Source organism: Pseudomonas sp. GLN_2, from assembly GCF_043106005.1.
GTDB classification, from domain to species: Bacteria; Pseudomonadota; Gammaproteobacteria; order Pseudomonadales; family Pseudomonadaceae; genus Aquipseudomonas; species Aquipseudomonas alloputida.
On record NZ_JBICMC010000033.1, the window covers coordinates 101708 to 124077 of the forward strand.

Annotated in this window: 23 protein-coding genes and 1 tRNA gene; 13 read left to right on the plus strand and 11 right to left on the minus strand. The window is 62.2% G+C overall.

Annotated elements, in window-relative coordinates; genetic code table 11:
* Nucleotides 1-43 precede the first annotated feature (43 nt).
* The gene (locus tag ACF8Q6_RS09235; RefSeq protein ID WP_392491388.1) at nucleotides 44-469 is read right to left on the minus strand and encodes a hypothetical protein; all 426 of its coding nucleotides are present in this window, start codon (nucleotides 467-469) and stop codon (nucleotides 44-46) included.
* Between the two features lie 246 nt (nucleotides 470-715).
* On the opposite strand from ACF8Q6_RS09235, the gene ACF8Q6_RS09240 reads away from it, so the two are divergent.
* Entirely contained in the window at nucleotides 716-1018 is a 303-nt protein-coding gene (locus ACF8Q6_RS09240) for a hypothetical protein (RefSeq protein ID WP_014590324.1), read from the plus strand.
* A gap of 3 nt (nucleotides 1019-1021) precedes the next feature.
* Here the strand turns inward: ACF8Q6_RS09240 and ACF8Q6_RS09245 are convergent, their stop codons facing one another.
* A complete protein-coding gene (locus ACF8Q6_RS09245; protein ID WP_392491389.1) occupies nucleotides 1022-2272 on the minus strand; it encodes an aspartate aminotransferase family protein in 1251 nt (416 codons plus the stop codon).
* A gap of 180 nt (nucleotides 2273-2452) precedes the next feature.
* Nucleotides 2453-3349, minus strand: a complete 897-nt coding sequence (gene gcvA / locus ACF8Q6_RS09250) for a transcriptional regulator GcvA (RefSeq protein ID WP_003251398.1) — start codon at nucleotides 3347-3349, stop codon at nucleotides 2453-2455.
* A gap of 257 nt (nucleotides 3350-3606) precedes the next feature.
* On the opposite strand from gcvA, the gene ACF8Q6_RS09255 reads away from it, so the two are divergent.
* The 3 genes from ACF8Q6_RS09255 (at nucleotide 3607) to ACF8Q6_RS09265 (ending at nucleotide 6327) form a co-directional block, all read left to right on the plus strand.
* Entirely contained in the window at nucleotides 3607-4989 is a 1383-nt protein-coding gene (locus tag ACF8Q6_RS09255; RefSeq protein ID WP_003251396.1) for an amino acid permease, read from the plus strand.
* A 57-nt stretch (nucleotides 4990-5046) separates the two neighbouring features.
* Entirely contained in the window at nucleotides 5047-5544 is a 498-nt protein-coding gene (locus ACF8Q6_RS09260) for a PaaI family thioesterase (RefSeq protein ID WP_014755926.1), read from the plus strand.
* An 87-nt stretch (nucleotides 5545-5631) separates the two neighbouring features.
* Nucleotides 5632-6327, plus strand: a complete 696-nt coding sequence (locus ACF8Q6_RS09265) for a glutathione S-transferase N-terminal domain-containing protein (protein ID WP_003251392.1) — start codon at nucleotides 5632-5634, stop codon at nucleotides 6325-6327.
* A 255-nt stretch (nucleotides 6328-6582) separates the two neighbouring features.
* Here the strand turns inward: ACF8Q6_RS09265 and ACF8Q6_RS09270 are convergent, their stop codons facing one another.
* The gene (locus tag ACF8Q6_RS09270; RefSeq protein WP_392489721.1) at nucleotides 6583-8199 is read right to left on the minus strand and encodes an inorganic phosphate transporter; all 1617 of its coding nucleotides are present in this window, start codon (nucleotides 8197-8199) and stop codon (nucleotides 6583-6585) included.
* 128 nt (nucleotides 8200-8327) lie between these two features.
* Between ACF8Q6_RS09270 and ACF8Q6_RS09275 the strand changes: the two genes are divergently transcribed.
* The 7 genes from ACF8Q6_RS09275 to ACF8Q6_RS09305 all read left to right on the plus strand — a co-directional run bounded on the left by ACF8Q6_RS09275 (nucleotide 8328) and on the right by ACF8Q6_RS09305 (nucleotide 12930).
* Nucleotides 8328-8714 carry a DUF488 domain-containing protein gene (locus ACF8Q6_RS09275; RefSeq protein WP_108078326.1) on the plus strand — a complete coding sequence of 129 codons (387 nt, stop codon included), beginning with the start codon at nucleotides 8328-8330 and terminating at the stop codon, nucleotides 8712-8714.
* A gap of 10 nt (nucleotides 8715-8724) precedes the next feature.
* Entirely contained in the window at nucleotides 8725-9168 is a 444-nt protein-coding gene (locus tag ACF8Q6_RS09280) for a GNAT family N-acetyltransferase (RefSeq protein WP_392489722.1), read from the plus strand.
* A 107-nt stretch (nucleotides 9169-9275) separates the two neighbouring features.
* Nucleotides 9276-9665 (plus strand): helix-turn-helix domain-containing protein, encoded by a 390-nt coding sequence (locus tag ACF8Q6_RS09285; RefSeq protein ID WP_392489723.1) that lies wholly within the window; start codon nucleotides 9276-9278, stop codon nucleotides 9663-9665.
* A gap of 63 nt (nucleotides 9666-9728) precedes the next feature.
* Entirely contained in the window at nucleotides 9729-10367 is a 639-nt protein-coding gene (uvrY, locus tag ACF8Q6_RS09290) for a UvrY/SirA/GacA family response regulator transcription factor (RefSeq protein ID WP_003251380.1), read from the plus strand.
* Between the two features lie 6 nt (nucleotides 10368-10373).
* Nucleotides 10374-12197: an excinuclease ABC subunit UvrC gene (gene uvrC, locus ACF8Q6_RS09295; RefSeq protein WP_020192473.1), complete on the plus strand. Its 1824-nt coding sequence runs from the start codon at nucleotides 10374-10376 to the stop codon at nucleotides 12195-12197.
* Between the two features lie 33 nt (nucleotides 12198-12230).
* Nucleotides 12231-12791 carry a CDP-diacylglycerol--glycerol-3-phosphate 3-phosphatidyltransferase gene (gene pgsA, locus ACF8Q6_RS09300; protein ID WP_003251374.1) on the plus strand — a complete coding sequence of 187 codons (561 nt, stop codon included), beginning with the start codon at nucleotides 12231-12233 and terminating at the stop codon, nucleotides 12789-12791.
* Nucleotides 12792-12854: 63 nt separating this feature from the next.
* Nucleotides 12855-12930 (plus strand) — tRNA-Gly (locus tag ACF8Q6_RS09305).
* Nucleotides 12931-13088: 158 nt separating this feature from the next.
* Here the strand turns inward: ACF8Q6_RS09305 and ACF8Q6_RS09310 are convergent.
* Nucleotides 13089-13766 (minus strand): DsbA family protein, encoded by a 678-nt coding sequence (locus ACF8Q6_RS09310; protein WP_392493773.1) that lies wholly within the window; start codon nucleotides 13764-13766, stop codon nucleotides 13089-13091.
* A 146-nt stretch (nucleotides 13767-13912) separates the two neighbouring features.
* On the opposite strand from ACF8Q6_RS09310, the gene ACF8Q6_RS09315 reads away from it, so the two are divergent.
* Entirely contained in the window at nucleotides 13913-14269 is a 357-nt protein-coding gene (locus tag ACF8Q6_RS09315) for a hypothetical protein (RefSeq protein ID WP_392493774.1), read from the plus strand.
* A 170-nt stretch (nucleotides 14270-14439) separates the two neighbouring features.
* Here ACF8Q6_RS09315 and ACF8Q6_RS09320 read toward each other — a convergent pair whose 3' ends face one another.
* Both ACF8Q6_RS09320 and ACF8Q6_RS09325 read right to left on the minus strand, forming a co-directional pair.
* The gene (locus ACF8Q6_RS09320; protein ID WP_324736907.1) at nucleotides 14440-14955 is read right to left on the minus strand and encodes a DUF4880 domain-containing protein; all 516 of its coding nucleotides are present in this window, start codon (nucleotides 14953-14955) and stop codon (nucleotides 14440-14442) included.
* Nucleotides 14956-15405: 450 nt separating this feature from the next.
* Nucleotides 15406-15705, minus strand: a complete 300-nt coding sequence (locus ACF8Q6_RS09325; RefSeq protein ID WP_392493775.1) for a DUF6124 family protein — start codon at nucleotides 15703-15705, stop codon at nucleotides 15406-15408.
* Nucleotides 15706-15792: 87 nt separating this feature from the next.
* On the opposite strand from ACF8Q6_RS09325, the gene ACF8Q6_RS09330 reads away from it, so the two are divergent.
* Complete coding sequence (locus ACF8Q6_RS09330; RefSeq protein ID WP_392493776.1) at nucleotides 15793-16497, plus strand: S24 family peptidase; 705 nt, start codon at nucleotides 15793-15795, stop codon at nucleotides 16495-16497.
* A gap of 148 nt (nucleotides 16498-16645) precedes the next feature.
* Here ACF8Q6_RS09330 and ACF8Q6_RS09335 read toward each other — a convergent pair whose 3' ends face one another.
* Genes ACF8Q6_RS09335 through ACF8Q6_RS09350 form a run of 4 tightly spaced genes read right to left on the minus strand, consistent with a single transcriptional unit; the run spans nucleotide 16646 to nucleotide 22204 of the window.
* A complete protein-coding gene (locus tag ACF8Q6_RS09335) occupies nucleotides 16646-18598 on the minus strand; it encodes an acetyl/propionyl/methylcrotonyl-CoA carboxylase subunit alpha (protein WP_392493777.1) in 1953 nt (650 codons plus the stop codon).
* Nucleotides 18595-19410 (minus strand): gamma-carboxygeranoyl-CoA hydratase, encoded by an 816-nt coding sequence (locus ACF8Q6_RS09340; RefSeq protein ID WP_392493778.1) that lies wholly within the window; start codon nucleotides 19408-19410, stop codon nucleotides 18595-18597. Before ACF8Q6_RS09340 ends, ACF8Q6_RS09335 begins: the two co-directional genes overlap by 4 nt.
* Before the next feature lie 3 nt (nucleotides 19411-19413).
* Nucleotides 19414-21021, minus strand: coding sequence for a carboxyl transferase domain-containing protein (locus tag ACF8Q6_RS09345; protein WP_392493779.1), 1608 nt, complete (start codon nucleotides 21019-21021; stop codon nucleotides 19414-19416).
* 19 nt (nucleotides 21022-21040) lie between these two features.
* On the minus strand, nucleotides 21041-22204 hold the full coding sequence (locus ACF8Q6_RS09350) for an isovaleryl-CoA dehydrogenase (protein WP_003251317.1): 1164 nt from the start codon (nucleotides 22202-22204) through the stop codon (nucleotides 21041-21043).
* Nucleotides 22205-22370 lie beyond the last annotated feature (166 nt).

Here is a 22370-nt window from a genome sequence, read left to right on the forward strand (position 1 = left end):
CCAAGTTAGCAGACCGGTGGAATCCTGCCCTGCCACCGGGCTGTCAGTCGGCCTGGGCTTGCAGCATCCACTGGCCATCTACTTCACGGGCCAGGCCGCTGGCCGGCAGCAAGGCCAGCAGGCGCGTGTACAGGGCGGCCTCGGTGAAGGTCTTGAGGGTGGTCAGGTCCAGCGCGCCGACCAGGTTGAGATCAGCCTTGGTGTACGACAGCCAGGCTTTTTTCAACACCTGGGCGACGTCGCTGCCGGCGGTGGTGGCGAACCGGCGGTGCCACTGGCGGCCTTCGAAGGTGAAGTTGTGCGCGTGGCTGTAGGTGCTTTGGTCGGCGCCTTCCACGCAGCGGTGGCAGCGGCATGGGCCCTCGCCGAAGGCGTTGCGCAGGTAGCTGTTGAAGTCCACGACGGGCTTGAGGGACAGGCGTTTGTCGACTTCGAACAGGTCGGCGATCAGGGGTTCTTCGGCGCTCACTCGGGATCCTCGTGTGGTGTGGCGTGCATCGGCGGGCACCCTAACAGATCGGGGCATTCAGATCACCTGTTGCAGGCCCGGCTCTTCCCAGGCAGACCCGCCCCGCACAGGTGCCCTGCGTACCCTGAGCAACATGCGATCCCCGTGGGAGCGGGCGTGCCCGCGAAGAGGCCAGTAGAGACAACAGAGACGGCCTGCCGTACTCTACGCGCCCGTACGCCTATACACCCACCGAGGTAACCCCGTTTGAGCATCAAGTACCCGTACATCGCCACCGTGACCATCAGCGCTGAAGACCGTGGCGGAGATACCGAGGCTTCGGAAAACCCCAAGATGCGCGTGGGCCTGGAAGCGGTGACCGAAACCTTGAAGAAGGTGCATTTCGTCGGTACGCTCGCGGCCCCTGAGAAACCGGCCACGCACATTTGCGTAACCCTTGAGAACGGCCTGACCTATTACGGCCCGATCGTCAACGGCCATGCCGAACTGGAAGGCGGCTGGATCGCCTTCGAGTCCGACATGCTTACCCCGGAAGAACTCGGCCTGTAAGCCTCAGTTCAGTTCTGCCAGGCACTGCTCGAGGATATCCAGCCCTTCCTCGAGTACCTCGGCCTCGATGGTCAGCGGTGCCAGCAGGCGAATGATGTGCCGCGCCTTGCCGCTGGGCATCAGCAGCAGGCCCTTGGCGCGGGCCGCTTCCATCACCTTGGCCAGTTGTGCCGGTGCCGGGCTGCCATCGGCATTGGCGAACTCGATCCCTCGCATGGCGCCCACGCCGGTCAGGCGGCCGATGTACGGGCTCAGGCCCGAAGCCTTCCAGCGCTCATAACGGCTGACGATGGCCTGTTCCTGCCGTTCCCCCCAGGTTGCTAGGTTTTCGTCGGTCATCTGCGCCAGGCTGGCCAAGGCCGCCGCACAGGCAATCGGGTTGCCTGAATAGGTGCCACCCAGGCCGCCCTTGGGCAGCGCCGCCATCAATTCCTTGCGCCCGACCACTGCACCCAGCGGCATACCGCCAGCGATGCTCTTGGCCAGCAGCAGCAGGTCGGGCTCGATACCCAGGCGCGGAAACGCGAAGCGCTGGCCGGTGCGGCCGAAGCCCGACTGGATCTCGTCGATGATGATCAGGATGCCACGCTCGTCGCAGAAGCGGCGCAGGGCCTGGGCGAAGGCCGGCTCCAGGGCAAGGAAGCCGCCTTCACCCTGCACTGGCTCGAAGATGAACGCCGCGACGTCCTCCACCGCCAGCTCGACGCTGAACAGGCGATCCATGGCCTTGAGCGCCTGCTCGCAGGTAACCCCGGTATCCGCGCTGGGGTAGGGCAGGTGATACACCGGCCCGGGCAGTTCGCCGACCCGCTGCTTGTAGGGGGCGACCTTGCCATTGAGGTTCAGGGTGGCCAGGGTGCGGCCATGGAAGCCGCCGTCGAACGCGATGATGGCGCGTTTGCCGGTGGCGCCGCGGGCCACTTTCAGGGCGTTTTCCGCCGCTTCCGCGCCGCTGTTGGTGAGCATGCCGGCCAGTGGGTAGCTGACTGGCACAAACTGGCTCAGTTGCTCCATCAGGGCCAGATACGGGCCGTGAGGGGCCGCGTTGAAGGCGTAATGGGTCAGGCGGGTGGCCTGAGCCTGGATGGCCTCGACCACAGCGGGGTTGCAGTGGCCCAGGTTGAGCACGCCGATACCGCCGACGAAGTCGATGTAACGTTTGCCGTCAGTGTCCCAGACTTCGGCATTACGGCCATGGGAAAGTGTGATCGGGTGAACGATGGCAATGGATTGGCTGATACTTTCCTGGTTCATGGGGGCACGCGGACCTTGTTCGAGTTTCTTATTATCCAAGCGTGTCGGCGGGTTATTCCGCAAACGAATTATTCGATTGCGATCATTCCATGGATTCGTGATCTGGCCGGTTTTTTGGGTTGGCTGTGCCGGCCTCTTCGCGGGCAAGCCCGCTCCTACCAGAGGCCAGGGCAGGTCAAATCAATCGCCTTCAGCCACCCGCTCCCGGATCCACTGCACGAAGGCCCTGATCTTGGGCACTTCGGCCGCATGCTCGGCATGCGCAATGAAGTGCCTCCCGTTGCTTGCCACAGGGTGGTCCCAGGCCACCACCAGCTTGCCTTCGCTTAGCTCTTCGGCCACCAGATAGCGGGGAATCAGGGCTATGCCGCAGCCGGAGATGGCCGCGCGGATACACAGGTAGAACGTGTCGAAGCGCGGCCCGTGGTAGCTGTTCTGGCTATGCAACCCAAGCCCCAGGAACCACTCATGCCAGGCCTCCGGCCGCGACACGCATTGCAACAGGCGGTGCTCAGTCAATGCCTGGGCGCTGTCGAAACGGTGGCTGGCCAGCAGCTGCGGGCTGCACACCGGCACCACTTCTTCGCTGAACAACTCGATGCAGGTCGCCCCGGGCCAGGTGCCCTGGCCGAAGAAAAAGGCGACGTCAGCCTTGGCCTGTACCAGGTCGAATGGCTCCAGCTCGTTGCGCACATCCAGGTGAATGCGTGGGTAGCGGTCACCAAAACCCTTGAGCCGGGGCACCAGCCAGCGGGCGCCGAAGGTCGGCTGGGTGGCGATGCGCAGCACTTCGGTTTCGTCGCCGTAGCTGAGGATGTAGCGGCTGGATATGTCGATCTGGGTGAGGATCTTGTTCACTTCGGTGAGGTACAGCGCGCCGGCCGGGGTCAGGTGCAGGCGCCGGCGAATGCGCTGGAACAGCGAGTGCGAGAGCATGTCTTCAAGCTGCGCGACCTGCTTGCTGACGGCGCTCTGGGTCAGGTGCAGTTCCTGGGCCGCGCGGGTGAAGCTGAGGTGGCGAGCGGCCGCTTCGAAGCACTGAAGGGCGGTGGTCGAAGGCATCAGGCGTTTGGACATGACGGGCGAATACCGAGCAAAAAAGGAAGGAGTTCATTCCATAAAGGAATTATGTGGTTCGAAAAGGTCGTTTGTTGACCCCGGCCTATAGATTAATACTGACCTGGATCAACGATTACAACCGGTCATGCGAAGAGGAGGTCAATACCCGCTTCGGTCATCTGCAAAAAACAACAACAACACACATCAGAAATTTATAAGAATTCTGCTCAGACCTTCAGCCGCTTTGCTGCGGCCGACCCATTCGAGGGTTCTTCATGGCTTCGCAAGACAACAAGAAACAGCGCTCACTGCAGCACGGCCTGACTTCCCGTCAGGTTTCCATGATCTCCATTGCCGGCATCATCGGCGCCGGGCTGTTCATCGGGTCCTCCAACGCCATTGCCACCGCCGGCCCGGCCATCCTCATCTCCTACGCCATGACTGGCCTGCTGGTCTTGCTGGTGATGCGCATGCTGGGTGAAATGGCCATCGCAAACCCCAACAGCGGCTCTTTTTCCACCTACGCCTCGGAGGCCATCGGGCCTTGGGCGGGCTTTACCATTGGCTGGCTGTACTGGTGGTTCTGGGTGTTGATCATTCCGGTGGAAGCCATTGCCGGTGCTGACATCCTGCATGCCTACTTCCCTGGCGTGCCGTCCTGGCTGTTCGCCTTCCTGATCATGCTGGTGCTGTCGGGCACCAACCTGGTCAGCGTGAAGAACTTCGGTGCTTTCGAGTACTGGTTCGCGTTGGTCAAGGTGGTCGCGATCATTGGCTTCATCGGGGTGTGCACCTTGGCGGTGTTCGGTTTCTGGCCGCTGGCCGAGGTCTCCGGGGTCAGCCGACTGTGGGACAGCGGTGGTTTCATGCCCAATGGGTTCGGGACGGTGCTTGGGGGCGTGCTGATCACCATCTTCTCGTTCTTCGGTGCCGAAATCGTCACCATCGCGGCTGACGAAACCGCCAACCCGAAAGACAAGATTCGCCGCGCCACCAACCTGGTGGTGTACCGCATCGCCATTTTCTACCTGGCGTCGATCTTCCTGGTGGTGTCGCTGGTGGCCTGGAACGACCCCGGGCTGAAAGCGGTAGGGTCGTTCCAGCGTGTACTGGAAGTGCTGAACGTGCCGGGCGCCAAGTTGCTGGTTGACCTGGTGGTGCTGGTGGCGGTGACAAGTTGCATGAACTCGGGGCTCTACACGGCGTCGCGCATGCTCTATTCGCTGGGCGCGCGTGGCCAGGCGCTGAGCGTGACCAAGCGCATCTCCGGTTCCGGCGTGCCGACCGTGGCAGTGATCTTCTCCACCCTGGCGGGCTTCGCTGGCTGCCTCGTCAACTATGTGTTCCCGGGCAAGGTGTTTGGCTTCCTGCTGTCGACCACTGGCGCCATCGCTTTGCTGGTGTACCTGGTCATTGCCGTGTCGCAGCTGCGCATGCGTGCCCGGGCCGAGCGTGAAGGGCGCCCGCTGGAACTGAAGATGTGGCTGTTCCCATGGCTGACCTGGCTGGTGATCGGCACCATCGTCATGGTGCTGGGCTACATGCTGTTCAGCGACGCCTACCGCTATGAGACGCTGATGACTGCCGGGGTGACCGCGTTCATCCTGCTGGTTTCACTGACCCAGCGGCGTACGAAGATGGTTGCCCAGACGGTCTGATGTTTCTGCTTTAATGGGGGCGTTGCGCGCCCCCATTCCAACAAGCACAGGAAGCGTATGACTGAGCACACCCTTTCCCTTCAAGCCCTCGCGGCCCCTGAGGGTACTTGCTATGGCTGCGGCTGTTCCCACCCCAGCGGCCTGCACCTGCAAAGCCACTGGGACGCCGACGGTGTTCACCTGGTGTGCCGGCACTCGCCCGACAGCACCTTCATTGGCTGGCCTGGCCTGGTTTACGGTGGCCTGCTGGCGATGCTGGTCGACTGCCACTCCAACTGGACGGCGATGGCCTACCACTACCGTAACGAAGGCCGAGAACCGGGCAGTCTGCCGCGTATCGACTGCGTTACCGGTACGCTCAATCTGACCTACCTGAAACCTACGCCGATGGGCGTCGAGCTGTTGCTCAAGGCGCGTGTCGAAGGCGAAGTGGGGCGCAAGAGCCGGGTCATCTGCGAAGTCTGGGCAGAGGATGTACTGACGGTGACGGCCGACTCGGTGTTTGTCCGCGTCGATACCGAAAAGCTCAAGCTCAAGGCCCACGGCCAGGCCTGAGCTGCCAACACTGATGAGTGGTCGGTGATGGCCAGCGGCTGGGGATGTCTCTAGAGTGACAGGTTCATTCCCTTGGCAAGGTTGATCATGACCGAACTCAGTGCTTTCCCCATCACCCGCAAATGGCCCGCCAAACATCCCGAACGCCTGCAGTTGTACTCGCTGCCGACACCCAACGGGGTGAAGGTGTCGATCATGCTCGAAGAGATTGGCTTGGCTTACGAGGCGCACAAGGTCAGCTTCGACAACGATGACCAATTGAGCCCCGAGTTCATCTCGCTCAGCGCGAACAACAAGATCCCCGCCATCCTCGACCCGAACGGGCCGGGCGGTCAGCCGCTGCCGCTGTTCGAGTCGGGGGCGATCTTGCAGTACCTGGCGGAGAAGAGCGGCCAGCTGCTCAGCCAGGACCCCGCCCAGCGCTACCAGACCCTGCAGTGGCTGATGTTCCAGATGGGCGGCATCGGGCCGATGTTCGGCCAGGTCGGGTTCTTCCATTTCTTTGCGGGCAAGGAATATGAAGACAAGCGCCCGCGCGACCGCTATGTCAACGAGTCCAAGCGGCTGCTGGGCGTGCTGGATCGGCATTTGAAAGGTCGGCAGTGGATGGCTGAGGAATACAGCATTGCCGACATCGCCATCTTCCCTTGGGTGCGCAACCTGGTGGAGCGCTACAACGCCCGTGACCTGGTGGGCTTCGACCAGTTCAAGGAAGTGCAGCGCGTGCTGGCGAATTTCCTCGAACGGCCAGCCGTGCAGCGTGGCCTGAAAATCCCGGGCTGATCAACCCGTGCAGGGACAATAGCCTTGTGCAAACGTTGAAAGGCCTGCGCGGTCGCCCGTAGGCGCGGGTTTACCCGCGAAAGGGCCGGCCCTGCTGGCCAATCTCCACCCGCCGTTCGCCGTTGCCGCCGCTACCGTATTCGCGGGTAAACCCGCTCCTACCACGGTGGTGGACGCATATCGATGATTGGGCGAAATCGCGGGGCCGCTTTGCGGCCCTTTCGCGACGCAAGGCCGCACAGACGGCGTACGGGTTCAGAAGATGTGGTTCAGCAGCCAGTACAGGCTGCCAGCCAACAGCATTGCCGCTGGCAGGGTCAGTACCCAGGCCATCAGCAGATTGAACAACGTGCGTTTCTGAATCCCCGACCCATTGGCGACCATGGCGCCGGCCACCCCCGAACTCAGCACATGCGTGGTCGACACCGGCAGCCCGAACATATCCGCCGCGCCAATGGTGCACATCGCCACCACTTCGGCCGATGCGCCTTGGGCATAGCTGAGGTGGGCCTTGCCGATCTTCTCGCCAACGGTGACCACAATACGCCGCCAGCCAACCATGGTCCCCAGCCCGAGCGCGATGGCTACAGCCACCTTCACCCACAACGGAATATAGCGGGTGGCGTCGTCCAGCTGGGCCTTGAACAACTGCACTTGGCTGCGGGTGTCGGCATCGAATGTCACCAGGTGGTTTTTCTCCATGAGGCGGATGGCTTCACTGGTCAGGTACATGTCGTTGCGCACGTTGGCCATGGCTTCAGCCGGTACGCGTTTGAGCGAGCCATAGCCTTTGACCTCTTCGCCGATCATCCCGGTCAGCGCCGCCAATGCCGGTACCAGGTGCGGGCTGGCCTTGGGTTCGGCAATGAACAGGGTAAGCACCTGGCGCGGGTCATCCGGGGTCGCTTGCGGGTTGCTGCGTACCAGTGCCTGGCGGGTCACCTCGGCGACGGCGGAAAACTGCAGGGCCTGCGCGTTGGGCATGGTCTTGTTCAACGCATAAGCCATCGGCAGGGTGCCGACCAGAATCAACATGATCAGCCCCATGCCTTTCTGGCCATCGTTGGAGCCGTGGGCAAAAGAGACCCCGGTGCACGTCAGAATCAGTAGGCTGCGGATCCACCACGGGGGCGGTGTCTGGCCTTCCGGTGCCTGGTAAAGCGCCTTGCGTTTGACCAGCGCGCGCAGGGCCAGCAGCAGCAGGGCTGCACAAGCAAAACCGATCAGCGGTGAGAACAGCAGGGCATAACCCACCTTGCTGGCCTGAGCCCAGTCCACGCCGCTGGTGCCGTCACGCCCATGCATCAGCGCATTGGCCACGCCCACGCCGATGATCGAGCCAATCAGGGTGTGCGAGGACGATGCCGGCAGGCCCAGCCACCAAGTGCCAAGGTTCCAGATGATCGCCGCCAGCAGCAGGGCGAAGACCATGGCGAAGCCGGCCGAAGAACCCACCTGTAGAATCAGTTCTACCGGTAGCAAGGCGATGATGCCGAAGGCCACCGCGCCACTGGAAAAAAGCACGCCCAGGAAGTTGCACAGCCCAGACCACACCACTGCGACCGGCGCCGGCAACGAATGGGTGTATATCACGGTGGCTACCGCGTTGGCGGTGTCATGGAAGCCGTTGACGAATTCGAAGCCCAGGGCAATCAGCAGCGCCAGGCCCAGCAGAAGGAACGGTGTGGCCGTGGTGATGACCGTACCGCTTGCGGTCACATCCTGCTTGAGGCTCCAGGCGGTGTAGGCGATACCCGCCAGCAGCAGGCTGAAGAACAACGCTAAGGTGGCGCGCCCAGGTTTGTGGGAGAGCTGCGGGCGAGCGTCGTGTCTAGCCAGTAGTGGGCTGCTGGCCACTGACGGGGTTGCCATGGGGGCTCCGGTTGGCGTTGGGCGAAAGTGCCGAAGGCCTTGAGCATAGAAACAATTCGTAACCCGGCCGTGACCTCGATCAATGAATTATCTAGGCTCAAGACGGACGGTAATGGCAGGAGACGCCCATGATTCGCTGCAAACGTGTCTATGATGCGGTTGAGGATGAAGATGGCCAGCGTGTACTGGTCGACCGCCTTTGGCCGCGCAACAAGCGCAAGGAAGATCTCCATGGGCAGTGGTTGCGCGAAGTGGCGCCTTCGAATGAATTGCGTAAGGCGTTCCACCAGGGAGACGTAGATTTCGCCGGTTTTACCCAGCGTTACCAGCAAGCGCTGGCGGCCCACCCCGAGCACTGGTATCCGCTGCTGGACATGGCCAGGAAGGGGACGCTGACATTGCTTTATGCAGGCAAGGACAGCGAGCACAACAATGCCCGGGTGCTGGCCGACTGGTTGGAAAACGAACTGGACAGGTGTGGCCCTGGCAGTTCGCCAGTGTGTTATGCCCAATGAGCGCGATGCGATGCCCTTACAGTTGATTCCCGCCCAAGACATCCACTGCACCTTCGCCCGCAACCTTACGCGCCGCGCCATGTTGCCCTATTACCGTGAATTCGACCTGCTGTGGATCGAGGACGCCTTCGACGCGGCCTGGGGCTGGCGCGAGCAGTGGCTGGTGATCGAAGGCGACACGCTGTTGGGTTTTTGCAGCCTCAGCCAGGACCGCCAGGCGCTGTTCATCCGCGAGTTGCACCTGTTGCCTGAGCACCGTGGGCGAGGGGTCGGTAGCTGGGTGCTGGAAGAACTGGCGCTGTGGGCCAGGCAGCGGCGCCTTCCCCTGTTGCGGCTGATGGTGTTCCGCAGCAACCCGGCCCGCCTGCTGTACCAGCGCCATGGCTTCATCGAAATGGGTGAAGACGAATGCTTTGTGCGGATGCAGCGGGATATCAACGTAGTAGCTAAATGATGGCTTGTCGCGACCGCAGAGCATGGGCATAGTGGATCCACACCTTTACGGCTGCCTGCAGGCGGGCAGGCCGTACTTGAGAGGATAAGGGAAAAGGAGAAGCCCCTATGAACGGAATCGGTCCACGGCTGCGGGAAGAGCGTGAGCGACTGGGTATGACCCAGCGTGTATTTGGCGATATCGGTGGGGTCGAGCCCAACGCTCAGGGTAAGTACGAAAGCGGTGAGCGCACGCCGCGGCTAGATTACCTGGCGGCATTGGCGACCCGGGGCGTGGATGCGTTGTATGTCCTCAGCGGCCTGCGCACCCCGGCAGCGCTCGAAGGTTTGAACACGGATGAGTCCGGTTTGCTGGGGGCTTTTCGGAAATTGCGGTCGGAAGATCAGGCCGCGCTCTTGCACCTTTTGGGGCGGTTGGCCAACGACGCCACGCCCCGGCAAATAGTGAGGACTCTCACAGTCCAACGTCAGTCGTTTCTGACGGAAGCAATGCGTTAGGCCCACCGTGAAAAATTTTGTTAAGGTGGCGGGATCCAATCGCCCTGCTGACGAGGTGTGTGCTTGATTAGGGTCTTAGTGGTCGATGATCACGATCTGGTACGAACCGGTATTACACGCATGTTGGCCGACATCGACGGCCTGCAGGTGGTGGGTGAGGGAGATTCCGGCGAATCGGCACTGAAACTGGCCCGGGAGCTGAAACCGGACGTTGTGCTGATGGATGTGAAAATGCCCGGCATCGGCGGCCTGGAGGCCACCCGCAAACTGCTGCGCAGCCACCCTGACATCAAGGTAGTGGCGGTGACGGTGTGCGAGGAAGACCCGTTCCCCACACGCTTGTTGCAGGCCGGCGCTGCCGGCTACCTGACCAAGGGTGCAGGCCTTGACGAAATGGTCCAGGCCATTCGTCTGGCCTTTGCCGGCCAGCGCTATATCAGCCCGCAGATCGCCCAGCAGTTGGCGCTGAAACCGTTCCAGCCGCAGGGCTCGCCGTTCGACGCGCTGTCCGAGCGGGAAATCCAGATTGCCCTGATGATCGTCGGCTGCCAGAAAGTGCAGATCATCTCCGACAAGTTGTGCCTCTCGCCCAAGACCGTCAATACTTACCGTTATCGGATCTTTGAAAAACTCTCGGTCACCAGCGACGTCGAATTGACCTTGCTGGCCGTTCGCCACGGTATGGTTGACGCAAGCCTGTAAAACCTCATGTCCCAAGTCTTTGATGCCAGCGCATTCCTGGCGACCTGCAGCGGTCGCCCGGGCGTTTACCGGATGTTCGACGGCGAAGCCCGGCTGCTTTACGTGGGCAAGGCCAAGAACCTGAAGAAACGCCTGGCCAGCTATTTCCGCAAGACTGGCCTTGCGCCCAAGACCGCCGCGCTGGTTGCGCGCATCGCCCAGGTTGAAACCACCATCACCGCCAACGAAACCGAGGCGTTGCTGCTGGAGCAGAACCTGATCAAGGAGTGGCGGCCGCCTTACAACATCCTGCTGCGCGACGATAAGTCCTACCCCTACGTGTTTCTGTCCGATGGCGAGTTCCCGCGCCTGGGCATTCACCGTGGGGCGAAAAAGGCCAAGGGCCGTTACTTTGGCCCGTACCCCAGCGCCGGGGCCATTCGCGAAAGCCTTAGCCTGCTACAAAAGGCTTTTTCTGTGCGTCAATGCGAAGATAGCTACTACGCCAACCGCACCCGGCCATGCCTGCAGTACCAGATAAAGCGCTGCAAAGGGCCCTGCACCGACCTGGTGACTGCCGAGGAATACGCAGAAGACGTGCGCCATTCGGTGATGTTTCTGGAAGGGCGTAGCCAGCAACTGGGCAATGAGTTGAACGCCGAGATGGAGAAGGCCGCCATGGCCCTCGATTTCGAAAAAGCCGCCGAGCTGCGCGACCAGATCGCCTTGTTGCGCCGCGTGCAGGACCAGCAGTACATCGAGGGCGGCAGCGGCGATGTCGACGTCATCGCCGCCTTCGTCAACCCGGGTGGTGCCTGTGTGCACCTGATCAGCGTGCGCGGCGGGCGAGTACTGGGCAGCAAGAACTTCTTCCCGCAGGTGGGCATCGAGGAGGAGGTGGCCGAGGTCATGGCCGCGTTCCTGTCCCAGTACTATCTGGGCAACCCAGAGCGCGAGCTGCCCGGCGAGTTGATCGTCAACGTTGTTCACGAAGACTTCAACGCCATCACCGAAGCGCTGCACACGCTGCGTGGCCGCGAACTGACCATCAGCCACCGGGTGCGTGGCACCCGCGCCCGCTGGCAGCAACTGGCCGTGACCAATGCCGAGCAGGCGCTGAATGCTCGCCTGGCCAACCGCCAGCACATGGCTGCGCGCTTCGAAGCGCTGGCCGAAGTGCTGGGCCTGGATGAAGTGCCGCAACGCCTGGAATGCTACGACATCAGCCACTCCAGTGGTGAAGCGACCGTGGCCAGTTGCGTGGTGTTCGGCCCCGAAGGGCCGATCAAGTCCGACTACCGCCGCTTCAACATCGAAGGCGTCACCGCAGGTGACGATTACGCGGCCATGCATCAGGCCCTGACCCGCCGCTATGGGCGCATCAAGGACGGCGAGGGCAAGCTGCCCGACGTGCTGCTGGTGGACGGCGGCAAGGGCCAGCTGAACATGGCCCGCGATGTGATGCAGGAGCTGGGCTTCACCGACCTGACCCTGCTGGGTGTGGCCAAGGGCGTTACACGCAAGGCGGGTTTCGAAACCCTGTACCTGAACGATGTGCACCACGAATTTACCCTCAAGGGCGATTCATCGGCTTTGCACCTGATCCAACAGATCCGCGACGAAGCCCACCGCTTCGCTATCACCGGCCACCGCGCCCGCCGTGGCAAGGCCCGTCGAGTCTCCAGCCTTGAAGATGTGGCCGGGGTAGGGCCCAAGCGCCGCCGCGACCTGCTGAAACATTTCGGCGGCCTGCAGGAGCTCAACCGCGCCAGTATCGATGAAATCGCCAAAGCCCCCGGCATCAGTAAAAAGCTTGCCGAGTCGATTTATGCCAGCCTGCATAGCGAGTAGAATGCCGGGCTCAACTTGCAGCCAGTCGTACCGATGAATATTCCAAACCTGCTCACCGTTCTACGCGTCCTGCTCATTCCGTGCTTCATTCTGCTGTTCTACATGCCCTATCAGTGGAGTTACATGGCCGCCAGCAGCGTATTCGCCGTAGCCGCCGCCACCGATTGGCTGGACGGCTACCTGGCGCGTCGACTGCAGCAGAGTACGCCGTTCGGCGCCTTCCTCGACCCGGTGGCCGACAAGCTGATGGTGGCAGTGGCCCTGGTGCTGCTGGTGCAGACCCACGCCAACTTCTGGCTGACCCTGCCCGCCGCGGTCATCATCGGCCGCGAGATCGTGGTGTCTGCGCTGCGCGAGTGGATGGCTGAGCTAGGGGCGCGGGCGCATGTGGCGGTGTCCAACCTCGGTAAGTGGAAGACTGCGGCGCAGATGCTGGCGCTGGTGATCCTGCTGGGCAACCCACCGGCGGTGACCTTCTGGGTGATCCTGGGCTACGGGCTGCTGCTGGTGGCAGCGGGGCTGACGCTGTGGTCGATGGTGCACTACCTGCTGGCCGCCTGGCCGCACCTGCGCGAAGGCTCGGAAAAAAAATAAAAGTTTTTTGAATCAAGGGGTTGACGCTGTTTTAGAAATCGCTAGAATGGCACCCATCACGACGCGGGAATAGCTCAGTTGGTAGAGCACGACCTTGCCAAGGTCGGGGTCGCGAGTTCGAGTCTCGTTTCCCGCTCCAAATAAAGATCTACAGGTTTCACTCGAAGTCTGTAAGTCGTTGAAAAAAGGCCCTTCGGGGCCTTTTTTCGTTCGAATGCATTCTGCCTCAATCCCCCTCCCTCCACGAAATTCAAGTACAAACACCACAACGCGGCGCCCTGGCCGTGACGCCGAGGGCTACCTGGACATATCGCTGATCACGTCAGCGGGCATTTCAGAAATTTCTGCTGCGCTCAACAGGTTCACTGCGGACAGCAAGGCATCGGGATCGATTGGGTCTTCCAGGATCAGGGTGTGCTGGGTGTGATTGTCGGTCAGGCGCAGCGTGGGGGTGGCGTTGAATCCGTTCTCCAAGGCTTGCGCTTTTTGCGTGTCCACGACTTGAGCAGCCCGTTCGCCGGCCAGGCAGCGTTGCAGGGACGGGCCGATGTCCGGATAGTCGTGTCCAGCAGCCAACCCACGGCCGTTGCCTTGAGTATGCAGGTAGACCCAGAGCACCGCCCCCCAAACGCCTTCGCGCCCATCTCGCTGGCCCAGGCATTCGACCCGCCGCGCTTCCCGACTGGCGGCCGATTCATGCTGGGGTAGGGGCAGGTGATGCCAGGCCAGGTTGACGTGATCGTTGGTGACGATCCAGCGCTGCAGTTGCGGCAGGTAGGCCTGGCAGTGCGGGCATTCGAGTTCGGCGTAGAGGGTGAGGGTGAAGCGCGCTTCGGGGTTGCCGTAGATCCGCGGCGGGCCATCATCGGCGGTGGAACGAAAAGGTAGCGGCAGCCACCAGCACAGTGCCAAAACCGCGGCTGCGAGCCAGCCGCAGGCCCACTTTAGGTTGGTTGCACTCATCCGTTCGCGCATGTTGTTGCTCCTGGCAATTCCAGATCGAACGGCTCGAAACCGTTGCGCCGTCTCCATCCTGAGTCATGCGGAGGGCGGCATCGAGTCCACTGATGCCGGATTGCTGCATGAGGCTATGACGCTGGCTTGCTCTTCAGGTTCCGTCCTTGCCAGCGCCAGATATGAACGGGTGGCACGGTGCGGAACAACGGCTACTCCTTTGTTTCAACGATGGACGCCGCGGGGTTAAACGCTTTCGATCGAAGTGGCGCCGCGGCGGTTTGGAAGTAAATTCACACAATGTCCCTCTACCCCTTGAAACGCATGGCCTGCAGGCAGCATGCGTCAGCGCAGGTGCAAGCCTGAACCTGGAAGCCCTGCTCAATCAGCCGGCTTTTCTGAGCTTCGGTTTTGCTGGCGAGGGGATTCGCGGTTTGATTCCTCAGGTAGGCCAAGGCGAATCGGGCAAGCGGCTGAAGCGTTACTCTCTGGTCCTGTTGCCTTGTCTTGCGTATCTGGATTGACGCACGAATCAACGGATTTTCCAGGCGATGACGGCGAGCAGATGTTTGTGCAGGTTCTTAAGGAGCATGGCATTCTCGCTGATGTTTGCCATTTCCACTTTGGACCGCCCCCCTAACCTGAGCGAGTTTACTGGGTGCAGTACGGAGAGTCCGACTTGCCTAAGCGCTGATCAAGCCCAGAACCCAACCAGCACCAACGCCGCCACACCCAGCCCGACCGCAACCGAGCAGCCGCCCAGCGACAGCGCCGCCCGGCCTTGCCGATACCAGCCGTCATGGCCCAGTTGCCGTGCCGGCGCCAGCAGGCTGCGCCACCGCAGTTCCGTATCGTGAAACGCCTGCAAGTTCGCCGGATCGGCATCCAGCCAGCGGCGGAAGTCGATACGCTCGCACGCCGTCACCTGCGGGCTCTGCAAGCGCACATACCACTGCCCGGCCGCGCTCGCCAGCACATCCCGGCGCGAGCGGCCAGCCTGCAGCGCCTGGTCCATATTGCGCTCGACACTCGCCAGTGGCAGGTCAAGGCGCGCAGCGATGCTGGCGAAGTCCAGCTGATCGAGGCGGTTGAGCAGGAATACTTGCTGTACGCGCCGGGGTAGCCGCTTCAGTGCATGCAGCAGTGCATCGTCGGCATCATGCTCGGCAACAGGATTGGGGTGCTCAAGGGGCAGCAGCAGACGGGTCATGGACAGCTCCTTGCTCTATAAAGGGGGAGGGAGGGGGCATCTTCCTTGATGCTGAACCAGCGTAGGTGAAACGAGATTGATTCTCAAGTGCTGATTCCGCAAAGTTTTGTAACGAGCGTTCACGCCCTGAAACACCTTTGCTATCATGCGCGCCATCACGATCTTCATTAGCCTGAAGAGCCAAAAAAAAGACCCGGCAAAAAAGCCGGGTCAAAAACCGTGATTAGCCTGATGAGGAGATAATCTGAGAGCGACCTAAGCTTTCAGGTTATCCAGCGGATCTCGCGATCAGCTGAGTGCAATAATAATCGTTATCATTTGCCAGTCAAATGAATTTTCGCTAATCCGGTAAAAAAGTTTTACCGGCGCGCTTCCTTGTCCCGGCAATCGGGGCTTTTGCCGTTACGCGGCCATCACGTTCTCTCCCTCCTTTCTTGTCTATAAACCCGGTCACTCGGTGCTTTTGTGCTCCAGCAGTGCGCGAGCCATGTCCATCATGTGCATCAACGCGAACGTCAGTTCGCGCTGGCTGCCGTGCTGGTGGGTGGCGGTTTCCTGGGCGGTGGCCGCAGCGCAGCGCAGCAGCGCGATGGCGTGTTCCTGGGCCTGTTCGCCGGTTACGCCTTCGTGAAGGGTCCAGATCCTGTTGTCCAGGGTGGGCCGCGGTGGGTTGGGGTTGAGGTAATAGTCGAGCGCGCGGCGTGCGGCTTCACTGTCGAGATCTGTTTCGTCGTTTTTCGGTAGTTTCATCCTGATACCTGCCGGAGCCAGTAGGGAAGGGGTCAGATCGATGGTAATACCTACGGTATTTTTATTCTTCCCGATAAATAATACTGAATGTTTATTGAGCCCTTGAAGGCAGTCCGTATCGTGCCAGCGATGAATATGGATAAATGGATTGCCCTCGTCCGAGACCGGATGGAGGAGCTAGGGCTCACTCAAGAGCAGCTTGCCGAGCGCGTTGGTGTGTCTCAAGGCAGTGTCGGTCATTGGGTGAACAAACGGCGTCAGCCGAAAATCGAATCGATGAACCGCACGTTCGTCGAGCTTGGAATGCCTCATTACAACGTCAGCCTGCAGCTGCGAATCCAGGGGCAGGTTGGCGAGGAGCGTAGTGTTTACGAGATAGCGGACGATGATGAACTCGACCTCATGCGATACATCGTTTGCTTTCGTTACCCGGTGCTGGGTTGGAGTGAGCTAGAGGCTGCAACGGCTGTAGAGCCTGCTGTTTTCGAGCAGACTGACTACCTGGCACAGGGCAAGGCGTTCTGGCTAACCGTGGAAAACGATGCCATGAGCGCTGTCAGTGGCCGCAGTGTGCCGCAGGGCATGCGGATGCTGGTGGACCCGGGTGTAGAGGCTGAGGCGGGGCGTTTGGTTATCGCTCGTCAGCCCGGCAAGCCGGCGATTTTCCGCGAGCTGGCCGAGGAAGGTGGGCAGCGTTATCTGAAGGCATTGAACAGTAATTACCCGGCGCTGTTGTGCGAAGAGGGTTGCGAGTTTCTTGGGGTGGTCGTGCGGGTGCATGGGGCCTTTTAAAAGGGTTTTGAGTAGCGGCGGCAACGGTGAACGGCGGGTGGAAGTTGGCCAGCAGGCCTGGCCCTTTCGCGGGTAAACCCGCTCCTACGGGCTGTTGCAGAGGCGGCCTTGTGTTGCGTTAGGGCCGCAAAGCGGCCCTCCGGCACCGTTATTCCACCAGTTCGACCAGCACAGTCCCTTCGCTGACCATATCCCCCTCGAGGCAGAACAGCGCCTTCACCGTGCCGGCATGCGGCGCACGAATGCTGTGCTCCATCTTCATGGCCTCCAATACCACCAGCGCAGTACCGGCTTCCACCACCTGCCCAGGTTCGACCAGCACCCGCACGATACTGCCGTTCATGGGCGCACCCAGCCCACCCTGATGGCTGTGGCTGGCTTCGGCCTCGGCAATCGGGTCGAAGGCTTCGATGGCATGCATTTCGCCATCCCAGTTCAGGTACAGCGTGCCACCCCGACGGATTGCCCGATGCTGGCGACGCACGCCGTTCTGGTCATGCACCAACTGCTCACCTTGCAGCTGCCAGGTAGAAGCAGCGCTGCGTTCCAGGGCCACGGCCTGGTCTTGGCCAGCGCTCACCAGATGCAAGCTGCTGCGTGCTGGCAGGCCCAAGCGCAGGCCGTTACGCCCGCCCCAAGGTGAATGGCGGTCGTCTTCGCGCTGATGGCCCCCCTGGCCCTGCAGCCACGCCTCTGCCGCCGCTTCCCAGAAGGCTGCCGGTAGTGCTTGCGGCGCAGGGAGCAGAACCGCCTGGTGACGCGGAATGAAGCCGGTATCCAGCTCCGCCGCAGCAAATGCCGGGTGGGCGAGAATGCGCCGCAGGAAGGCAATGTTGGTCTTCAGCCCGCCAATGGCAAACTCGTCGAGCATGGCCAGCAAGCGCAGGCGTGCCTGTTCGCGGTTTTCACCCCAGGCGATCAGCTTGCCCAGCATCGGGTCGTAGAACGGCGACACCACATCGCCTTCGCTGACCCCACTGTCCACCCGCCGGCCTTCGCCAGGCGCCGATTCGCGGTACAGCGCCAATTTGCCGGTCGCGGGTAAAAAATCGTTGGCCGGGTCTTCGGCATACAGGCGTACTTCGATGGCATGGCCGATCAGCGGTACCTGTTCCTGTGTGATCGGCAGGGCTTCGCCACAGGCCACGCGAATTTGCCAGGCAACAAGGTCAAGGCCAGTGATGGCCTCGGTGACCGGGTGTTCCACCTGCAGGCGGGTGTTCATCTCCATGAAGAAGAATTCGCCACGTGCATCAAGCAGAAACTCCACGGTGCCAGCACCCACGTAACCGATAGCCTGGGCGGCACGCACCGCCGCTTCGCCCATGGCCCGGCGCAGTTCGGGCGACAGGCCGGGGGCAGGGGCCTCTTCCACCACCTTCTGATGGCGGCGCTGGATGGAACAGTCGCGTTCGTTAAGGTACAGGCAGTTGCCGTGCTGGTCGGCAAACACCTGGATTTCGACATGGCGCGGCTTGAGCACGTACTTTTCCACCAGCATGCGCGCATCGCCGAACGATGACTGTGCCTCACGCTGGGCCGACGCCAGGGCGTCGGCCAACTGGCTTTCTTCCTCGACCACTTTCATGCCCTTGCCACCGCCGCCAGCGCTGGCCTTGAGCAGCACCGGGTAGCCGATGCGTTCGGCCGCGGCGCGGAAGGTGTCCAGATCCTGGGCCTCGCCATGGTAGCCCGGTACCAACGGCACGCCGGCGGCCTCCATCAGCGCCTTGGCTGCCGATTTGCTGCCCATGGCGTCGATGGCGCTGGCCGGTGGGCCGAGGAAGATCAGCCCGGCCTGCTCGATGGCGCGGGCGAAACCTGCGTTCTCGGACAGAAAGCCATAACCTGGGTGGATGGCCTGGGCGCCGCTGGCCTTGGCTGCGGCCAGCAGCTTGTCGACCAGCAGGTAGCTTTCGGCAGCCTTGGTGCCGCCCAGGTCGACGCGGATGTCGGCTTCGCGGCTGTGACGGGCGTCACGGTCGGTGGCGCTGTGCACGGCAACAGTGGTCAGGCCCATGGCCTTGGCGGTGCGCATCACCCGGCAAGCGATTTCGCCGCGGTTGGCGACCAGCAGGGTGGTCAAAGCGGGGCGGCTCATGGGCGCGGCTCCTTCTTGTCAACGGTTTGCCAGGCAGGGCGGCGTTTTTCCAGGAAAGCGCGCAGGCCCTCCTGGCCTTCGGCGCTGACGCGGATACGGGCGATGGTGTTTTCGCAGTAACGGCGCAGGGCCGGGCTGAGTTCGCCGTCGTCCACTTCGCGCAGCAAGTCCTTGGTGGCGCGCAATGCTTGTGGGCTGTTCTGCAGCAGGTTGCTTACCCAGGCTTCGACGTGGTCGCCCAGTTCGCTGGCCGGGTACACCTCGGCCAGCAGGCCCAGCTCGCGGGCGCGCACGCCAGTGAAACGCTCGGCGGTGAGGGCGTAGCGGCGCGCGGCGCGTTCGCCAATGGCCTTGACCACGAATGGGCTGATGACCGCCGGGGCCAGGCCGATGCGTACTTCCGACAGGCACAGCTGGGCGTCTTCGGCGCCGATGGCCATGTCGCAGCAGCTGATCAGGCCCAGCGCGCCGCCAAAGGCTGCGCCTTGCACCACGGCCAGGGTCGGGGCCTTGAGGCGATGCAGGGCGTACATCAGCTCGCCCAGTTCGTGGGCATCATCCAGGTTGGTGTTGAAGTCCAGTTGCGCCGACTGCTGCATCCAGGCCAGGTCGGCACCGGCGCTGAAATGCCGGCCACGGCCACGCAGCAGTACAAAGCGCAGGCTGGCGTCTTCGGCCAACTGGTCGATGGCCACGATCAGCTCGCGGATCATCTGCGCGTTGAAGGCGTTGTTCTTGTCCTCACGGCTTAACCACAGGGTGGCGAAGCCGCGCGGGTCGCGGATCACTTCAAGGGTGCTGAAATCGCTCATGGGTCACATCCGGAAAATGCCGAAGCGGCTCTGTTCGATCGGCGCGTTCAGCGCGGCAGACAACGCCAGGCCGAGGACGTCGCGGGTCTGTGCCGGGTCGATGACGCCGTCGTCCCACAGGCGGGCGCTGGAATAATAGGGGTGGCCCTGACGCTCGTACTGGTCGAGGATCGGCTGCTTGAGCCTGGCTTCGTCTTCGGCACTGAATGGGTGGCCGCTGCGTTCGCTCTGCTCGCGCTTGACCTGGGCCAGCACCCCGGCGGCCTGTTCGGCGCCCATCACGCCAATCCGCGCGTTGGGCCACATCCACAGGAAGCGCGGGTCGTAGGCGCGGCCGCACATGCCGTAGTTGCCGGCACCAAAGCTGCCGCCGATGATCACCGTGAACTTCGGCACCTGGGCGCAGGCCACGGCGGTGACCAGCTTGGCGCCGTGCTTGGCGATGCCGCCTTCTTCGTATTTCTTGCCGACCATGAAACCGGTAATGTTCTGCAGGAACAGCAGCGGGATGCCGCGTTGGCAGGCCAGTTCGATGAAGTGCGCACCTTTTTGCGCGGCTTCGGCGAACAGGATGCCGTTGTTGGCCAGGATCGCCACCGGGTAGCCATGCAGGTGGGCGAAACCGCACACCAGGGTGGTACCGAACAGCGCCTTGAACTCATCGAACACTGAGCCATCGACCAGGCGGGCGATCACCTCGCGCACGTCGAACGGTTGCTTGGCATCGGCCGGCACCACGCCGTACAGCTCATCGGCCGCATACAGCGGTGCCACCGGTGCCAGGCGTTGCAGCTTGCCCTGCTTGTGCCAGTTGAGGTTGGCCACGCTGCGCCGGGCCAGGGCCAGGGCATGTTCGTCGTTGTCGGCATAGTGGTCGGCCACGCCGCTGGTGCGGCAATGCACATCGGCGCCCCCCAAGTCTTCGGCGCTCACCACTTCACCGGTGGCGGCTTTTACCAACGGCGGCCCGGCGAGGAAGATGGTCGCCTGCTGGCGCACCATGATCGCTTCGTCGGCCATGGCCGGCACGTACGCGCCGCCAGCGGTGCACGAGCCCATCACCACGGCGATCTGCGGGATGCCTTGCGCGCTCATGTTGGCCTGGTTGAAGAAGATACGCCCGAAATGCTCGCGGTCGGGAAACACGTCGTCCTGGCGCGGCAGGTTGGCGCCGCCCGAATCCACCAGGTAAATGCATGGCAAGCGGTTCTGCTGGGCGATGGTTTGCGCACGCAGGTGCTTCTTGACCGTCAGCGGGTAGTACGAACCGCCTTTTACCGTGGCGTCGTTGGCCACGATCATGCATTCCACGCCTTCCACGCGGCCGATGCCGGCGATCACGCCCGCCGCTGGCACGTCTTCGCCGTACACCTCATGGGCGGCCAACTGGCCGATCTCGAGGAACGGCGAGCCCGGGTCCAGCAGGCGGTCGATACGCTCGCGCGGCAGCAGTTTGCCACGCGAGGTATGCCGTTCCTGGGCCTTAGGCCCGCCGCCCTGGGCAACCTGGGCGAGCAGGCCGCGCAGGGCCTGGACCTGTTCGAGCATGGCCGCGCTGTTGACGGCAAATTCTGCCGAACGCGGGTTGATCTGGGTGTGCAAGGTAGCCATGTGCGCCCGTCCCTTATGTTCAGCGGGTTTCGTTGAACAGTTCGCGGCCGATCAGCATCCGGCGGATTTCGCTGGTGCCGGCACCGATTTCGTACAGCTTGGCGTCGCGCAACAGGCGGCCAGCCGGGAATTCGTTGATATAGCCGTTGCCGCCAAGAATCTGGATCGCCTCCAGGGCCATTTGCGTGGCGCGCTCGGCGGTGTACAGGATCACCCCGGCAGCATCCTTGCGGGTGGTCTCGCCACGGTCGCATGCCTGGGCCACGGCATACAGGTAGGCGCGGCTGGCATTGAGCTGGGTGTACATGTCGGCAATCTTGCCCTGGATCAGCTGGAACTCGCCGATGCTCTGGCCGAATTGCTTGCGGTCGTGGATATACGGCACCACCAGATCCATGCAGCTTTGCATGATGCCGGTCGGGCCGCCGGACAGCACCACACGTTCGTAGTCCAGGCCGCTCATCAGGACGCGCACGCCGCCGTTGAGTTGGCCCAGAATGTTCTCTGCCGGCACTTCCACGCCGTCGAAGAACAACTCGCAGGTGTTGGACCCGCGCATGCCCAGCTTGTCGAACTTGTTGCTGCGGCTGAAGCCTTTCCAGTCACGCTCGACGATGAACGCGGTGATGCCGTGCGCACCCTTGTCCAGGTCGGTCTTGGCGTAAATCACGTAGGTGTTGGCGTCGGGACCGTTGGTGATCCAGGTCTTGCTGCCGTTGAGCACGTAGTGATCGCCGCGTTTTTCTGCGCGCAGTTTCATCGACACCACGTCGGAGCCGGCATTGGGCTCGCTCATGGCCAAGGCGCCGATGTGCTCGCCGCTGATCAGCTTGGGCAGGTACTTGAGCTTCTGCTCGTGGGTGCCGTTGCGGTTGATCTGGTTGACGCACAGGTTGGAATGGGCGCCGTAGGACAGCGCCACCGAGGCGGAGCCACGGCTGATTTCTTCCATCGACACCACATGGGCCAGGTAGCCCAGGCCAGCGCCACCGTACTCTTCCGGTACGGTGATGCCCAGCAGGCCCATGTCACCGAACTTGCGCCACATGTCGGCGGGGAACAGGTTGTCGTGGTCGATCTGCGCGGCCCTTGGGGCCAGTTCAGCGGCGACGAAGGTGCGCACCTGGTCGCGGAGCATGTCGATGGTCTCGCCCAGGGCGAAGTTCAGGGAGGGGTAATGCATGCTGGGGCACCTTCTTGTTCTTGAAATTGGGTTACACCATAGCTTGGGATCCAGCCCCGCCCCCTGTGGGAGCGGCGTGGCGCCTCAAGTGGGTGTCGTTCATCACCTTTACGTTAACGTAAACCTGCGTAAGGTCACTGTCAATCCACTCGTCACCTTTACGTAA